Annotated in this window: 19 protein-coding genes; 2 read left to right on the top strand and 17 right to left on the bottom strand. The window is 43.5% G+C overall.

The features are described 5' to 3' along the window. Window positions 1-20 precede the first annotated feature (20 nt). Complete coding sequence (locus tag G400_RS0108015; RefSeq protein WP_017261232.1) at window positions 21-1,154, bottom strand: D-alanine--D-alanine ligase family protein; 1,134 nt, start codon at window positions 1,152-1,154, stop codon at window positions 21-23. A 138-nt stretch (window positions 1,155-1,292) separates the two neighbouring features. Then, complete coding sequence (locus G400_RS0108010) at window positions 1,293-2,279, bottom strand: DUF2785 domain-containing protein (protein ID WP_035143778.1); 987 nt, start codon at window positions 2,277-2,279, stop codon at window positions 1,293-1,295. Window positions 2,280-2,450: 171 nt separating this feature from the next. On the opposite strand from G400_RS0108010, the gene G400_RS0108005 reads away from it, so the two are divergent. After that, window positions 2,451-3,179: a gamma-glutamyl-gamma-aminobutyrate hydrolase family protein gene (locus G400_RS0108005; protein WP_017261234.1), complete on the top strand. Its 729-nt coding sequence runs from the start codon at window positions 2,451-2,453 to the stop codon at window positions 3,177-3,179. A gap of 85 nt (window positions 3,180-3,264) precedes the next feature. Here G400_RS0108005 and G400_RS0108000 read toward each other — a convergent pair whose 3' ends face one another. From G400_RS0108000 to atpB, 15 genes are all read right to left on the bottom strand, one after another. Continuing rightward, a complete protein-coding gene (locus G400_RS0108000) occupies window positions 3,265-3,567 on the bottom strand; it encodes a glycine cleavage system protein H (protein ID WP_017261235.1) in 303 nt (100 codons plus the stop codon). A 23-nt stretch (window positions 3,568-3,590) separates the two neighbouring features. Further along, window positions 3,591-4,811 (bottom strand): FtsW/RodA/SpoVE family cell cycle protein, encoded by a 1,221-nt coding sequence (locus G400_RS0107995; RefSeq protein WP_017261236.1) that lies wholly within the window; start codon window positions 4,809-4,811, stop codon window positions 3,591-3,593. A gap of 12 nt (window positions 4,812-4,823) precedes the next feature. Further along, window positions 4,824-5,042, bottom strand: a complete 219-nt coding sequence (locus G400_RS0107990) for a DUF2969 domain-containing protein (protein WP_017261237.1) — start codon at window positions 5,040-5,042, stop codon at window positions 4,824-4,826. Next, window positions 5,026-5,328, bottom strand: coding sequence for a membrane protein insertion efficiency factor YidD (gene yidD, locus G400_RS0107985; protein WP_017261238.1), 303 nt, complete (start codon window positions 5,326-5,328; stop codon window positions 5,026-5,028). Before yidD ends, G400_RS0107990 begins: the two co-directional genes overlap by 17 nt. 11 nt (window positions 5,329-5,339) lie before the next feature. Further along, entirely contained in the window at window positions 5,340-6,335 is a 996-nt protein-coding gene (mreB, locus tag G400_RS0107980) for a rod shape-determining protein (protein ID WP_017261239.1), read from the bottom strand. 316 nt (window positions 6,336-6,651) lie between these two features. Beyond that, window positions 6,652-7,962: a UDP-N-acetylglucosamine 1-carboxyvinyltransferase gene (gene murA / locus G400_RS0107970; protein ID WP_017261241.1), complete on the bottom strand. Its 1,311-nt coding sequence runs from the start codon at window positions 7,960-7,962 to the stop codon at window positions 6,652-6,654. A gap of 67 nt (window positions 7,963-8,029) precedes the next feature. After that, complete coding sequence (locus tag G400_RS0107965) at window positions 8,030-8,251, bottom strand: DUF1146 domain-containing protein (RefSeq protein WP_017261242.1); 222 nt, start codon at window positions 8,249-8,251, stop codon at window positions 8,030-8,032. Between the two features lie 127 nt (window positions 8,252-8,378). Beyond that, window positions 8,379-8,810 (bottom strand): F0F1 ATP synthase subunit epsilon, encoded by a 432-nt coding sequence (locus tag G400_RS0107960; RefSeq protein ID WP_017261243.1) that lies wholly within the window; start codon window positions 8,808-8,810, stop codon window positions 8,379-8,381. Between the two features lie 14 nt (window positions 8,811-8,824). Then, window positions 8,825-10,231, bottom strand: coding sequence for a F0F1 ATP synthase subunit beta (gene atpD / locus G400_RS0107955; protein WP_017261244.1), 1,407 nt, complete (start codon window positions 10,229-10,231; stop codon window positions 8,825-8,827). Window positions 10,232-10,290: 59 nt separating this feature from the next. Next, window positions 10,291-11,250, bottom strand: a complete 960-nt coding sequence (locus tag G400_RS0107950) for a F0F1 ATP synthase subunit gamma (RefSeq protein WP_017261245.1) — start codon at window positions 11,248-11,250, stop codon at window positions 10,291-10,293. 20 nt (window positions 11,251-11,270) lie between these two features. Then, window positions 11,271-12,803: a F0F1 ATP synthase subunit alpha gene (gene atpA, locus G400_RS0107945; protein ID WP_017261246.1), complete on the bottom strand. Its 1,533-nt coding sequence runs from the start codon at window positions 12,801-12,803 to the stop codon at window positions 11,271-11,273. A 27-nt stretch (window positions 12,804-12,830) separates the two neighbouring features. Beyond that, window positions 12,831-13,376: an ATP synthase F1 subunit delta gene (gene atpH / locus G400_RS0107940; RefSeq protein ID WP_017261247.1), complete on the bottom strand. Its 546-nt coding sequence runs from the start codon at window positions 13,374-13,376 to the stop codon at window positions 12,831-12,833. After that, on the bottom strand, window positions 13,360-13,884 hold the full coding sequence (gene atpF, locus G400_RS0107935) for a F0F1 ATP synthase subunit B (RefSeq protein ID WP_017261248.1): 525 nt from the start codon (window positions 13,882-13,884) through the stop codon (window positions 13,360-13,362). Before atpF ends, atpH begins: the two co-directional genes overlap by 17 nt. Before the next feature lie 47 nt (window positions 13,885-13,931). Further along, window positions 13,932-14,144, bottom strand: a complete 213-nt coding sequence (gene atpE / locus G400_RS0107930; RefSeq protein ID WP_017261249.1) for a F0F1 ATP synthase subunit C — start codon at window positions 14,142-14,144, stop codon at window positions 13,932-13,934. A 25-nt stretch (window positions 14,145-14,169) separates the two neighbouring features. Then, on the bottom strand, window positions 14,170-14,874 hold the full coding sequence (atpB, locus tag G400_RS0107925; protein WP_017261250.1) for a F0F1 ATP synthase subunit A: 705 nt from the start codon (window positions 14,872-14,874) through the stop codon (window positions 14,170-14,172). Between the two features lie 524 nt (window positions 14,875-15,398). Between atpB and G400_RS0107920 the strand changes: the two genes are divergently transcribed. Next, window positions 15,399-15,659, top strand: a 261-nt coding sequence (locus tag G400_RS0107920; protein WP_027827218.1) for a hypothetical protein, incomplete at its 3' end; no start/stop codon positions are given.

Raw genomic sequence — 15,659 nt, 5'->3', positions numbered from 1 at the left:
GCACAAATAGCACTGCATTTCTAGTTAAACTTCTTCTCACCAACGTGTTCAGTACCTAGTTTAGTAAATGAGTAACTGATGGACTGATTACGTTTGTATTCTGCTAGTCCGTAATCAATGATTTCATCAATCAAACTTGGGTAGTCAATTCCTGAAACACCCCACATTTGTGGATACAAACTAATGTTGGTAAAACCAGGCAACGTGTTTGGTTCACTAAGATAAGGCACACCATCTTTAGACACGAGAAAGTCGATCCGTGCCATCCCCTTAAGTCCAAGGGCAACATAAGCATCCAGTGCCATTTGAGTGATTTCCTGAGTCAAAGATTCCGGCAATACAACGGGCAACTCAAAGACAACACCACTCGCATCGACAAACTTATTATTGTAGTCATAGAAAGTATCTGAATCTGGGACACGAACAGCACCTAATTTTGAAGCCCGTGGTTTTTCATTGCCTAAAATCGAGATTTCAATTTCTTGAGGGCCATCGATTGCCTCTTCGGCCAACACTTTAAAGTCATATTGAAGCGCATCTGCCAAACCAGCATTATATTCATCAGCGTTCGTTACACGATGAATTCCCACTGAAGAGCCTTGATCTGCTGGCTTCAGGAACATGACCCGACCAATTTTGGCGGCAACCGTTTCATAGTCCATTTGATCCTTATTTTCAGGTGTAATGACAACATACTCCGTGTTACGGACGTGTGCTTGTGTCAGAATCCGCTTAGTCATGTCTTTATCAAAGGCCAGTGCGGATGCTAGAACGTTACTCCCAATGTAAGGTTTTTTCAATAATTTGAACAAACCTTGCACAGTCCCATCTTCACCCAAATTACCGTGAATAACAGGATAAAACAAATCGATATCAGACACTTCATTTAGTGCCATGATTGGTGCCAATGGGTTGCTTAAATCAATTTTAGGCATCTCTTCGCTAACAACCAGGTCCTCATCTTCACCATCAAAAATACGATGTGAGGCTTTATTGCCTAGCAAAATGCCATCCTTGGTAAACATAAATAAGCTGACGTCATATTTGTCCTTGTCCATTGCGTCATAAATGTTATGCGCAGAACGCTTTGAAACATCGTGTTCTGACGAGTTACCACCAAATAATAACGCAATGTGCAGCTTTTTATTTTCCATAACGTTGATCATCCTATCTTTTCTTTTTTCCGGTCAGTAAGTGAACCTTAAGTATACCAGAATCAATCAGTGACACCAACTCACTTTGCCCGTTTAGAAAGGATTTTTTTACTCGTTACAGTCCAAGTTTCAAACCCGTTACGAAAGGAAGTCGACTTCGGCATTAATTGCGTTGCTGACCTCTTCTGGATAATCTTCACGCAAAATCATGGCTGATAGTAAGCGTGATCGGTTAAATAGTCGTGTCCACCCAGCTTCATCCTCTGGCTGAGGTGTATTGCTCAAACGTACACGCCATTGACGCCATTCTTGCAAAAAAGCCTGCTCGTATAAATCGTTTAAATTAACGACCGTCGCTAAATAAGCTGCTAACCGCCGACTTTCTCCAAAAATTAGTGGCGTTCCGAGTCGACGATACTTTTCTAAAATTTCAATCATTAGAAAGACTTTATCGGCCCGGGTAAGGACTTGGCTTTCCGCTAGTTCATCCAGTAAGTTACCGATATGTGTATAGGCGTGTGCCCAGCCAGAAGTCCCAACAAACCCGCGTGTATCATTTTCTAAGGCAATGTAGGTAGCTAGCTGATCAACTAACCTCATCGTGGTCTCAGCATCTAGAAAATGGGCGTCAACCCGATCCGCATACGCAAGTAAAGATAGAATCATCACCGCAAATGACCGACCAAAAATAGCTTCATTTTCTGGTTCAGTTATATGATTAAATAAAACACGATCCTGCAAAAGCGTATTGACTGCCAAACGTAGCTGAGAATCCGACAACACATGCTGTTGCAACGCATCATTAAAGAAGAAATAAATTCCCCGATCACGTACATCAACATCAGGTGACCCTAAGTGATTTAATAATTGCATCAACTGATCATCGGTGATCTTATCCAACGTTGTCGCCCGAATTTGCTGATTCAACATCTTTAATAGGTCTTTGATGCCATCAGCATCATCAGGCAAACTAACTGGCGTCTCATCATTACTTGGTAAATTATCCAATACAGCACCAATTTTTGTGTTTAGCGACTGAAAAACGGCGCCAGCCTGTACCTGTTGACGAAGATTCCTTAATTGTGTTCGAACATCATCAACCTGTTTCAATTCATCTGCCATCATTATTCACCCATTTCTTTTTCTGGTTACAATCTTACTGACGTTTAAGTCGATAAGCAACTCATGTCGTTTGAACAATTAACATTTGAGCGCACCGGCATAAATCAACCACACAAATCACTAATTTGCGGTACACTAATCGCAGACAGTTTTTAGAAAGAGAGTTGATTATTTATGAAGCCAATTATTGGAATTGGAACCAACCACTTGGTTCGCCCCAGTCAGCACATGAGTACCAACTATGTTGACTATACACAAAAGAATTACGTTTCCTCACTTGTTAATGCCGGCGCACTGCCCCTACTGTTGCCAATTTCAGACCCAGAGATGGCAGCGGCCTACGTTGAACGTGTGGACGCGATTCTGCTTACGGGCGGTCAAGATGTCAGTCCCCGTCTCTATGGTCAGGACCCGATTCCACAGAATGAATTAAATGATTGGGACCGTGATCAATTTGAACAAGGACTGATTCACGCCGCTATTGCTGCTCACAAACCAATTTTGGGCATTTGCCGTGGCATCCAGCTCATCAACGCGGTTCTGGGTGGAACCGATTATCAAGACATTCCAACGCAGGTACCTAACGCTATTGGTCATAATCAATTTCCAACAGATTGGGCATCACCGGTTCATCGTATTACAACCACAAATGGCAGTTTGCTTCAGCAAATCTATGGCAAACAAGCTTGGGTTAACTCTTTTCATCACCAATCCGTAAGGAAAGTAGCCCCAGGTTTGACTGTCACTGCCACAGCCGCTGATGGCGTTGTGGAAGCCGTCGAAGATTCTGACCGGCATATTTTAGCCGTTCAATTTCATCCTGAAATGATGGCTGCTACCAACCAACAAGCTGCCGCACTGTTTACTGCTTTCGTAAATAGCGTTCGCGATACACTGGCTTAAATTTCATATCATTATGGTTCTAAACAGAAACGTGCCCATGGAGTGTTAATCATCCATGAGCACGTTTTTATTTAATCTCGGAAATTTACTTTGATTCACTCAGTGTTAGTAACCAGGCTTCGTCCCAATCGCCGTTTAAAGCATCGGGGCTTTCCTTTAACGCTGGGTTAACTTCCACAACGGTCCCACTTACTGGACTTGGCATGTCGGAAACAGCCTTTTCGGCTTCAATGCTAGCAAAGGTATCGCCGGCAACTAATTTGCTACCTGCCTTAGGCAAATCGATGTAAGTGACGTTGCCCAATTCGTCTTGCGCGTCCTTGCTTAAGCCCAAGCGAACATTGTCACCATCTTTTTTAGTCCAGAAATACTTGTTTTCATTTTCCACAATCTATTCCTCACTTTATCAACTTATTTGAAGCTAGCTTCACTACTAAACATATAACTCGTGTAATGATAGCGCATCGACATAATTAACCCGACTCCAATCAGATTCCCAATCAAAGCGGATCCCCCCTGACTCACAAACGGCAGTGGAATCCCGGTTAATGGTAGCAGTCCGATGTTCATCCCAATATTTTCAAAAACATGGAATAAAATCATCATGACAACACCAGTTGCAATGTACGCATAAAATTCATTCTTTGTATCAAACGTTACCCTGACCATTTGCCAAATCAAGTAGAAATACAGCATGATCAGTAACAGACCACCAACAAACCCAAAGTTTTCACCAATAACTGAGAAAATCATATCTGATTCCCGAACTGGCACGTAAACGTGAGATACGTTAAATCCGGTACCGAACAGGCCACCTGATCCAATTGCTTTCATGCTCTGCCAGAGTTGATAACCTTGATTAGAGGTGTCCGCCGCCGGATGCCGCCACGTGTCCACACGGGCAAATTGATAGGCCTGGAAACCCAAATGGCCTAACAATGTCCGTCCCCAGTCACTCAGCACCAATGTCAGTGCAACACCACCAACAATGACAACGAGTGCAAAGGTGGGCACAATGATGCGCCAAGTAACCCCTGAAACTAGAACCATACCAGCAAAGATAGCAGCAAACACCAAGTTTGTCCCAAAGTCATTCTGTAACTTCATCAAGACAAAAATCGGCAGCGTCCACAAGAACATTTTACCGATTAACAACCAGTCCGTCTTAACCGTGTGCGTTGGATGATCGTTGTTATGCATTGTGATTACCCGCGCCATCATCAAGATATATGCCGGTTTCATCACTTCAGACGGTTGAAATGTCAACGGCCCGATGGCAAACCAACTACGAGCACCCGTCTGAACATAATACGCACGACTGTAAAACACGAGCACCGCGACCAACAGGAAGATTCCTACGCCATAAGCCAGCGGCGCCAGCTTCCACAACTGTTCGGAATCAAACTGCATTAAAATCACGACCGCGACAGTCCCAATCGCATACCACAAGACCTGTGTAATAACTTGTTTAACGACGCTAACTGACTTCGTATCATGACTGGCAGCGACATAAATCGATGCAATACCGATCAATGCCAGCATAAGTACACAAAAAATAATGCCCCAATCAATGCGTGAATCTAAATCTTTATCTTTGTTTTTGCGGCTAATTGAAGTTCGTCCCTGTTGCACGTGCAGCCTCCTTTAACCATGTAAATTAAACTCAGCCAAGATTGCTTGTAGTGCATCTTCCTGACTATTTGCAACAATCTTTTGACCATTAGCGGTCGTTGCCAGAAACTTTTTATCATTTGGTCGAATATCACCAATGACCTGCTTGTTAACAGAAACTTGTTCGATCGTTTCTCCGTCAACATCAACTTCATCAATCGATACCGGCACTGTTTTATCTTTTTTTGCCATGATGCTCCCCATGAAAGTATGCCGCAACAATTGGATCCATATCTTTAGGATCTGGATTACGGCGAATTGTAAAGAAATCTGGAACCGGATCATATCCGCCGCGAATAAAAGGATTACAACGTAGAATCCGCGCAATTCCCATCACTAAGCCTAGAAAAGCGCCATGCTTTTTTAAAGCCGTCAACATGTAATTTGAACATGTTGGATAATAGCGACAACTTGGCGGAAATAACGGTGAAATAAACCGTTGGTAACCACGAACCAACTTCGTGAGCAACCACTTCATAACTGCCTCCGTTACAACTGTGGACCTTTTTTACCGTTCATTCGCTCTAACAGCTCACCGGCACCTTTAGCCACGTTATCAAGTGGTTGTTCGGAAATCATGACAGGTACTTGGAGCTCGCGAGAAATGAGCTGGTCGATACCTTCTAGTAATGAACCACCGCCTGTCAAAATGATGCCACGGTCAATGATATCTGCAGCCAATTCTGGTTGAATTCGTTCTAGGACGCCATGTGCGGCGTCAATGATTTGCTGCAACGTGTCATGCAATGCAGCCTCAACTTCATTAGCATTGATTTCCACGGCATGAGGCATCCCATCAACGGCATCACGACCACGAACTTCCATACTCTCTGGATGTTCTAGATGAATCGCAGTCCCAATTTTAATCTTAATGTTTTCGGCTGAATGTTCACCAATCGTCAGCCCATGTTCACGTTTGACATAAGCCGCGATATCAGCATTCATTCGGTCACCAGCCATGCGTAATGACGTGCTGGCAACAATATCGCCAAGAGATAAGACCGCAATATCAGAGGTCCCACCACCGATATCAATCACCATGTTACCAGTCGCCTGATAAACATCTAAACCAGCACCAATAGCAGCAACCTTAGGCTCATATTCCAAGTAAACCTTGGCGCCACCAGATTTTTCGGCAGCTTGAATGATGGCCTTTCGTTCAATTTCAGTAATGTTGGTTGGGGCACAAATCATAATGTTAGGACGCGACATAAAGCCCTTCACGTTCAGCTTATTAATGAAGTATGACAGCATTTCCTCCGTAACATCAAAATCGGAAATAACCCCGTCCTTTAATGGGCGAATGGCCCGAATATTGCTGGGCGTGCGGCCAACCATTCGGTAAGCTTCTGAACCCACAGCTAAAACACGCTCAGTTTTGGTATCTACGGCAACGACGGACGGTTCATCAAGAACGATGCCCTTGCCAACAACATAAATCAACACATTGGCCGTGCCTAAATCGATTCCAATATCTTTGGCCATGTTGAACTCCTTTCAATTCGTACAATTTCAATGCACAATTATAGCATATTACCACTTTGTCCGTCAGCAGTTGATCAGTCAAAATCCGCGGAGAAACAGGAATTTGCAAACATTTTTAGGTTTTCGTTAATTTCCGTCTCAGAGCCAAAAATTGTTATGCGCAAATAAATCATCTTAAATTTTTTCTTCACGATGTCTATCAACGTAGAATGTCCTCATTCACCAAAAAATGGGAATGAGGACATTTTGCATTAACCAGTTTCTGTTAACTGTAAATCAATTAGTGTCATGATCCAAGCCAAACCAAGCTAACTAATTAGATTACTTTCAGACTCTTCTTTGAAATAACAGCCTTGAGATCCGTATCGATATCAACACGTTCAATTTCTGCCCCAAGGTTTGCCAATTTTTCATGGAAATCACAATAGCCACGATCCAAGTATTTCAGATTAGTGACCGTCGTATATCCGTTTGCCACTAATCCAGCCAGTACAAGGGCAGCTGCGGCTCGCAAATCGGTTGCGGCTACTTCAGCACCATTAAAGTTTGTTGGCCCCTGAAGTGCTACTGAACGGCCCTCAATGGTAAAGTGAGCATTCATTCGACGAAGTTCGTTTAAGTGATTAAAACGATTTTCAAACACAGTTTCTGTTAACGTGCTGGTGCCGTCAGCCATCAACTGAAGAACCGATACCTGAGGCTGCATATCCGTCGGAAAACCTGGATGCGGAGCAGTTTTAACGTTGGCTGCCATCAACTTGTCAGGTCCAATAATACGCAGGCCGTTCTGTTCCTCGCGAACCTCGACGCCCATTTCTAATAACTTTGAAATTAATGGCTTATTGTGTTCAGGAATTGCATCAGCAATTAAAACGTCACCGTGAGTGATTGCGGCAGCAACCATAAATGTGCCTGCTTCAATTCGGTCCTGAACCACACTGTGTTCGCAGCCATGCAAAGCGGGCACACCCTCGATACGAATTGACTCAGTGCCTGCACCAAAGACTTTAGCGCCCATCTTGTTCAAAACGTTAGCTAAATCAACAATTTCTGGTTCGCGCGCCACATTTTCAATTGTAGTGGTGCCCTCAGCTAAGGTTGCGGCCATCATAATGTTTTCGGTTGCCCCGACACTAGGAAAATCCAAGTAAATGTTAGCGCCAACCAACTTATCCGCACTAGCCTCGATATAACCATCATGCTGTTCAATTTTAGCACCGAGCGCTTCAAAGCCCTTTAAATGCAGATCAATTGGACGACTGCCGATTGCACAGCCACCTGGCATCGCTACACGAGCACGACCGACTCTTGCTAACAAGGGACCCATGACAACAATTGAAGCACGCATTTTCGAAACGTACTCAAACGGTGTTTCAAAACCAACCTTCTTACTGGCATTAAAAGTCACAGACTTAACCCGCCGGTCAAAATCGACACTGACATTGAGAAAACTTAGCACCTTATTCATCATAAACACGTCGGACAGGGCGGGAACGTTAGTTAAAATCAATTCACCCGTTGAGGCTAACAGCGATGCAGCCTGAATTGGCAACACAGCATTTTTAGCGCCCTCGATATGTACGGTTCCCTTCAATGGCTGACCGCCATGAACAATGATTTTTTCCATAAAGATGTTCCTCCAAACTCAATTTCCTAGTGCAACAGTTTTAATTGCTAATAACAACAAGTTTCAATCATGGCTTAAATCCAATGATCGACTGAAATAAGTCAATAAAAAAGGAGCTACAAGTATATCCAATGACGATTGCCAGTAAAACTAGAATTGTCTGTGCCTGGCGTGGATATAATGGCATGATTTTGACAAGTGGTAATGGCTTGATTGCCCATAGTGCAAACCAAATAAAGGCCAGTTGAAACACTATTTTAATTACCACAGGAAAACCATATACAGCCATCTTGCACCTCTTTGATTGATACAACCAATTCTATCATACTCGTTAAATGAGTTCCTTAAAAAAACACCGTAAAAAAGAGACTTACTAAAAACTTAGTAAGCCTCTTGAGTGACACATTTAATTGTCTTTATCGATTACGTTGATGTGATGCAACATTGATTCGATTAATTGCCCTACGCAATGCAACTTCTGCGCGACGTAGTTCATTCGCATCATGTTCTTGTTGGGCGTGTTCAATAGCCTCTTGTGCTCGTTTACGTGCATTTTCCGCACGTGTAACGTCGATTGCATCTTGTTGCTCAGCTGAGTCAGCAACGATGGTCGCAACGTTATTCGAGAACTCAACAAAACCACCATTTACGGCAATTTCATCTTCAGCATCTTGGTCACCCTTCACCCTGATTTCGTCAATCTCCAAAGCGGCAATTAATGGCACGTGATTAGGTAAAATCCCAATTTCTCCGTTTGTTGTTTTAGCAACAAACATGGATGCATGGTCATTATCATAAGACGTTCCATCAGGCGTCACAATCGTAACAGTTAAATGAGGTTCAGCCATTGGTCACGCCTCCTTTAATTATTACCCTGCAATTGCTTTGCCTTTGCCACAGCCTGATCCACAGTTCCGACAAGACGGAATGCTTCTTCAGGAAGATCGTCGTACTTACCATCCAAAATTTCCTTAAAGTCTTCCACCGTATCTTCAACAGAAACGTATTGACCATCAATCCCAGTAAATTGAGACGCAACGGAGAATGGTTGACTTAAGAAGTTTTGAATCCGGCGAGCACGGGCAACAATTGTTTGTTCTTCGTCAGACAATTCATCCATCCCTAAAATAGAGATGATGTCTTGCAATTCATGGTAACGTTGCAAGATTTGCTGAACACGGGTTGCAACATCATAGTGATCCTGACCAACAATTTCTGGTGTCAGCGCTGAAGACGTTGATTCCAATGGGTCCACGGCTGGGTAGATCCCTTGTTGAGTCAGATAACGTTCCAAGTTAGTCGTCGCATCCAAGTGCGCAAAGGTCGTAGCAGGGGCCGGATCCGTGTAGTCATCGGCTGGCACATATACGGCTTGAATCGACGTGATGGAACCCTTTTGGGTAGATGTAATTCGTTCTTGTAATTGCCCCATTTCAGTTGCTAACGTTGGCTGATAACCAACGGCTGAAGGAATCCGCCCAAGAAGAGCAGAAACTTCAGAACCAGCTTGGGTAAACCGGAAGATGTTGTCAATAAATAACAGCACATCCTGGCCTTTAACATCACGGAAGTATTCCGCAATCGTCAAACCAGTTAAAGCAACACGCATACGGGCACCAGGCGGTTCATTCATCTGACCATAAACCATGGCCGTCTGTTTAAGGACACCTGATCCCTTCATTTCAAAGTACATGTCGTTACCTTCACGGGTACGTTCACCAACACCAGTGAACACTGAAATCCCGTTGTGGCCTTGCGCAATGTTGTGAATTAATTCTTGAATCAGAACTGTTTTACCAACACCGGCACCACCGAAAAGTCCGACTTTACCACCACGAACATATGGGGCAAGTAAATCAATAACTTTGATCCCTGTTTCAAGGATCTCAGTACTAGTTGTCAATTGGTCATATGCTGGCGCTTCCCGATGAATCGGGTTACGTTGAGCATCAGGACCGAAGTCCTCACCGCCGTCGATGGGTTCCCCAAGGACATTAAATACCCGGCCCAATGTGTCTTCACCAACAGGAACAGAAATAGAACCACCAGTGTCCTCAACTTCCATCCCACGTTGCAAGCCGTCTGTTCCATCCATCGCGATTGTCCGGACAACTCCGTCACCTAATTCCAAGGTAACTTCGACCGTCAAATCCTTTTGGTTGGGACGCTTAACTAAGAGCGCATTGTTAATGGCAGGTAATGTGCCGTCCAGAGGGAATTCAACGTCAACGACTGGGCCGATAACTTGAACAATTTTACCAGAACTCATGTACGTTTCTTCCTTCCGCTTATTTTTCAACCATAAACTTTCCTTATGGATGCTTCCAATTACTCTAAGGCAGCCTGACCACCAGTAATTTCAGTGATTTCAGTCGTAATCGCACTCTGGCGAGCACGGTTATACTGTAAACTCAGGCTGTCAATGAGGTCATGGGCATTATCAGAAGCAGTCTGCATCGCAGTTGCACTGGACGCATGCTCTGACGTTTTACCATCGAGAATCGCACCGTAAACTAAGCTTTCAGCATACTGCGGCAATACAACTTGTAAAATCTCTTCAGCAGAAGGTTCCAATTCATATTCCGGCGTAATACTGATCGGCGCAGTCTTAGGTTGAACAACTTCATCACCATCAGGTTTCGTATCTTCAATCGTGTCACCAGTAATTGGTAACATGCGTGTCGAACGAAAACGTGATGTGAGTCGATTAACAAAATGACTGTAACAAACATACAGTTCATCAAAAACTTCGTTATTGTACATAGCTGTCACAGTTTTAACGATTTCCCGAACTTCAACAAAAGTTGGTACATCGCTAACACCACGGTATTCATAAGCAACATTCATGCCCCGTTTCTTAAAGAAATCGGCACCCATGCCACCGACGGCCATAATGACATAATCATCAGGCGTCTTGCCATGCTCATTAATAAAATCATTAGTCGACTTGATAATGTTGCTATTGTAACTTCCTACAAGTCCACGGTCAGAGGTCACGACCAACAATCCCGTTTTTTTAACAGGACGTTGTGTCATTAAGCCACTGACAGGTACATCATCATTTTTACTGGTCGAGCTCATATCAACGTTACCCGAATCCAATAAATGTGATGCAGCAAGGTGAGTCACAACACTTTCAACCTTTGATGCATAAACTTGATAACCACTCGTATGACGTTGAATTTGACTCAGCTTTGACGTTGAGACCATTTGCATGGCTGTCGTAATCTGAGACGTCTTTTGCGTCGAACTAATGCGGCGTTTAACTTCGTTCAATGCTGCAGGCATTTGCTCACCTTCCTTTCAACCTACTTTGTACCGTCAGTGGCGGCAGCTTTCGTTGGTTGGAAAGAATCAGCAAATGCTGAAATTGCAGCCTTCATGTCGTCATCAGCGGGCAAGTTACCAGTCGTCTTAATGGTGTCCAACAGGTCTGCATGGTTAGCGTCAAAATTATCGAACAATTCACTCTGGAACCGTGCAATATCAGCCACGTCAACCTTGTCCAAATATCCGTGAGTCAAGGCGTACAGAATCACAACTTGTTTTTCAACAGGAAGTGGTTGATGAAGTGGTTGTTTCAACACTTCAATCGTCCGTTGACCACGGTTCAAGCGGTCTTGGGTTGCTTGATCCAAATCAGAACCAAATTGTGCGAATGATGCCAGTTCAGCGTATGAAGAGAGGTCCAAACGCAATGTCCCAGCAACTTTCTTCATGGCTTTAACCTGTGCGTCACCACCAACACGGGAAACAGAAGTCCCGGCATCAATGGCCGGACGAACACCTGAATAGAACGAATCTGAGTTCAGGAAGATCTGTCCATCAGTGATGGAAATAACGTTAGTTGGAATATAAGCCGAAACATCACCGGCTTGGGTTTCAATGATTGGCAAAGCAGTCATTGAGCCACCGCCCATTTCGTCACTCAACTTCGCAGCACGTTCAAGTAACCGTGAGTGAGTGTAGAAAATATCCCCAGGGTAAGCTTCACGACCTGGTGGCCGACGAAGAATTAAGGAAAGTTCACGATAAGCAACGGCTTGCTTTGATAAGTCATCATAGATGATTAACACATGCTTACCGTTATACATGAATTCTTCACCCATTGCCGCACCGGCATATGGTGCCAAGTACAACATTGGTGCTGGTTCAGAAGGACCAGCAGAAACAACAATCGTGTAATCCATGGCGCCTAACTGACGTAACGTTTCAACCTGTGCACGCACAGTTGATTCCTTCTGGCCAATAGCAACGTAGACACAGATCATGTCCTGATCTTTTTGGTTAACAATTGTATCAATAGCTAATGATGTCTTCCCAGTTTTCCGGTCACCAATGATCAACTCACGCTGACCACGACCAATCGGTACCAAGGCATCAATCGCTTTGATCCCAGTCTGTAATGGTTCACTAACGGACTTCCGTTGCATAACACCCGGGGCCTTAAATTCAACAGGGCGCGTGTGATCTGTTTTCATCTCACCCTTGCCGTCGATAGGTTGACCTAGAGAGTTCACAACACGGCCAATAAGGGCATCACCTACTGGTACTTCCATAATCCGGCCAGTCCGTTTAACGGACGAACCTTCTTGGATACCATCGTAAGCACCCAAAACAACGATTCCGACGTCATCGGATTCAAGGTTTTGGACCATCCCATACACGCCGTTATCGAATTCAAGTAATTCGCCAGCTAATGCATTATCCAGACCATGAGCACGAGCAACCCCGTCACCAACGTAGGTTACTGTTCCCGTTTCTTCAACGGTTAGCTCTTCTTGATAGTTCTCAAGTTGTTGCTTAATCAGAGCGCTGATTTCTTCAGCTTTGATGCTCATGCGGAATTCACCTCTTTGTTTAAAAATTTATCGCGTCAAACTTTGACGGATATGCGCTAGACGGGTACGAATCGAACCGTCAATCACGGTGTTATTACTGTTGACGATCACGCCACCAATAATATCTGGATTAACAATTTGATTTACGTGTACAGTTTTAGCACCGACCCGCTTAGCAATGCTGTCCGCTAGCCGCTGTTTTTGAGTCTCATCGAGACTTACAGCAGTAGTTACGTCAGCATAAACTGTTTGGTTTTGTTCATCATAGAGCCGTTTGAACTCATCAATGATTGCGACCGTATCATCCAACCGGCCGTAGTCGAAAAGCATTTGTAAAAAGTTATGAACTAGTGGACTAGTTGAGCTTAACAAAGGCTTCAAGAGGGCTTCTTTCTCGGGGTTCTGTAAACCAGCACCTGTCAAAACCGTTCCCAAATTAGGCACGGATTGAAAAACGCCTTGGACTTGGATGAGCTCATCATAAACCGGTTCCAGTTGCTGCTTTTCGTTTGCCGCGTCAAACATGGCACGACCATAACGACGAGCAACTTGCGATTTAGCGAGTTTGGTCATCTTTTCCCAACCCTTCGATATAAGAATCAATCAATGCCTTTTGATCGTCGGCATTTAATTGCTTGTGAATGATCTTGGAAGCAATCTCAATAGACAAATCAGCCACGTCTTTACGTGCGCTTACAAGAGCGTCTTGACGTTGTTGTTCAATATCAGAAGTGGCGTTCTCGCGTAACTTCTGGGCATCTGATTGTGCTTGGTTAATAATCTTGTCACGTTGTTGATTACCCGCATCCTTAGCGTCAGCAACAATTGTTGAGGCTTCTTGATGTGAGTTGGCAAGTGCATCACGACGTTGACTTGCTAAACTTTCTGCATCAGAGCGTGACTTTTCAGCAGAATCAATGTCGTTAGCAATTTTCGTGGCCCGGTCATTCATCATTTTCGTAACGGGTTTCCAAGCAAACACCTTAACTAACCACATTAACAATACAAATGCGACCATATAAAACAGCATATCGCCGTAATCAAAACCCTTTTCAGCCGCTAAAACTAATGGTGAAAACATCTATTGGCACCTCCCTTGTCAGAATTAGTACTTCTTTAGTCTTGAAACTACTTGTTCATAACTAAGAAGGCGATAACGATAGAAATGATTGGCATAGCTTCAATTAAACCAACACCAATGAACATCGTTCCACGAAGTTGACCGGATAATTCTGGCTGACGTGCCATACCATCCAAGGTCTTAGAAATAACCATCCCGTCACCGACACCGGCACCGATAGCTGCCGCAGCAGCGGCAATTCCAGCAGCAATTGCTCCCATAATATTGAATCCTCCTAAGAAATTTTTATTCCTCTACCGTAACTTTCCGAGAAATATATACTGTGCTTAAGGTTACAAAAACATAGGCTTGGATTGCCCCGATAAATACCGAGAATCCCTGCCAAACAATCTCAAGTGGTAACGCTACAATAATCGTTGGAAGACCGTGTGAGAAGGCCATTCCGCCAATCAGTTTCAACAACGTCTCACCAGCGAAGATGTTACCGTAAAGCCGCAAAGCCAACGTTAACAAGTTCGTGAATTCTTCGACGAGGTTAATTGGTAGTAATGCTGCAAATGGTTTGAGATAAGAATTTGAAATATAACCACCAAAACCGAACTTAACCACACCCAAGTAGTGAGCCAACGCTAGTGTAACCATAGCCATCGTCAGCGTCACAACTGGATTAGCAGTTGGACTACGAACATAATCAACGCCGTTCACAGAAACCTGTAGGAACAAACCTAACTGGTTAGCGAAGAAAACGAAAAGAAACGCTGTAAACGCAAATAATCCAAGCTGACCGCCATCACGTCCAGGTAATTGACCACGAACAATGCCGTTGGTGAAATCAATTATCCACTCCAAAATATTTTGGCCACCGGTTGGCTTCATCGTAATTTTTCTAGATAGAAAGAAAACGACAAAAAACACGATGGCAAACGCAATTGTAATCGAGATAATGTTGGCGGTGTTAAAAGTCAGCCCCAAAAATTGGAAGGAATCCACTAAATATCACCTCTTTCCGTAACCTTAGTTGTGTTGCAATATTGTGAACCAGCTCGTTACAGTTATGTAAAAATAGCCATAAAATCCGAGCCCCTGCTGTTCAAAATACAGAAATATGATACCACCATTGAAAATCAATCGCAAAAGAATTTCGCATTCTCTAATGTCTGATTATTCCTACTCCGACAAAGATTTTAGCGTTTTGCAACCGTTCTCAATGACTTCGAGAAAATTATTTACATTATTCTCCTTTCATTAACAATTTTTATTAGTGAACACTTTTCTGATTGTGAAAGAATTCTAAAGACTACACAAATGGAAAGTGTTCTTATTATAGTTCAGTCACTTTGAATTAGTGTCTAAATCTTTTTTAGTTTGATTATTTGATTACCGAACACGTTGTTAACAGTACACCAAGGTCGATCAAATTAAAAAAGCTTCCCGACAGCTAATCATGTTATTGTCCCCTTAGAGTAGACAGACGAAATAATAAATCGTCTATCTATTTCTAAGGGGATTTTTGTATGGAAAAACAAGGACGTTCGTATAGTCTTGAACAAAAGCTAGACACTCTTTATCAGTTCAAACACTCAGGCAAAAGCATGAGGGCGTTCACCAAGGACTTTGGAATCGCATTTGTAACACTTAAAAAGTGGCTTGGCCTTGAACAATTAGAAGATTTTAAAGCGCTTGAACCAAGTCATGAATGGAAACGGTATTCGCAAGATACAAAGAATGCCGCAGTTCATGATCGCTTAGTCAATGGACTGTCTCAACTAGATATC

Origin of the sequence: Furfurilactobacillus rossiae DSM 15814 (genome assembly GCF_000428925.1) — a bacterium.
Classification (GTDB): Bacteria; Bacillota; Bacilli; order Lactobacillales; family Lactobacillaceae; genus Furfurilactobacillus; species Furfurilactobacillus rossiae.
This window is presented reverse-complemented; position numbering and strand designations above follow the sequence as displayed.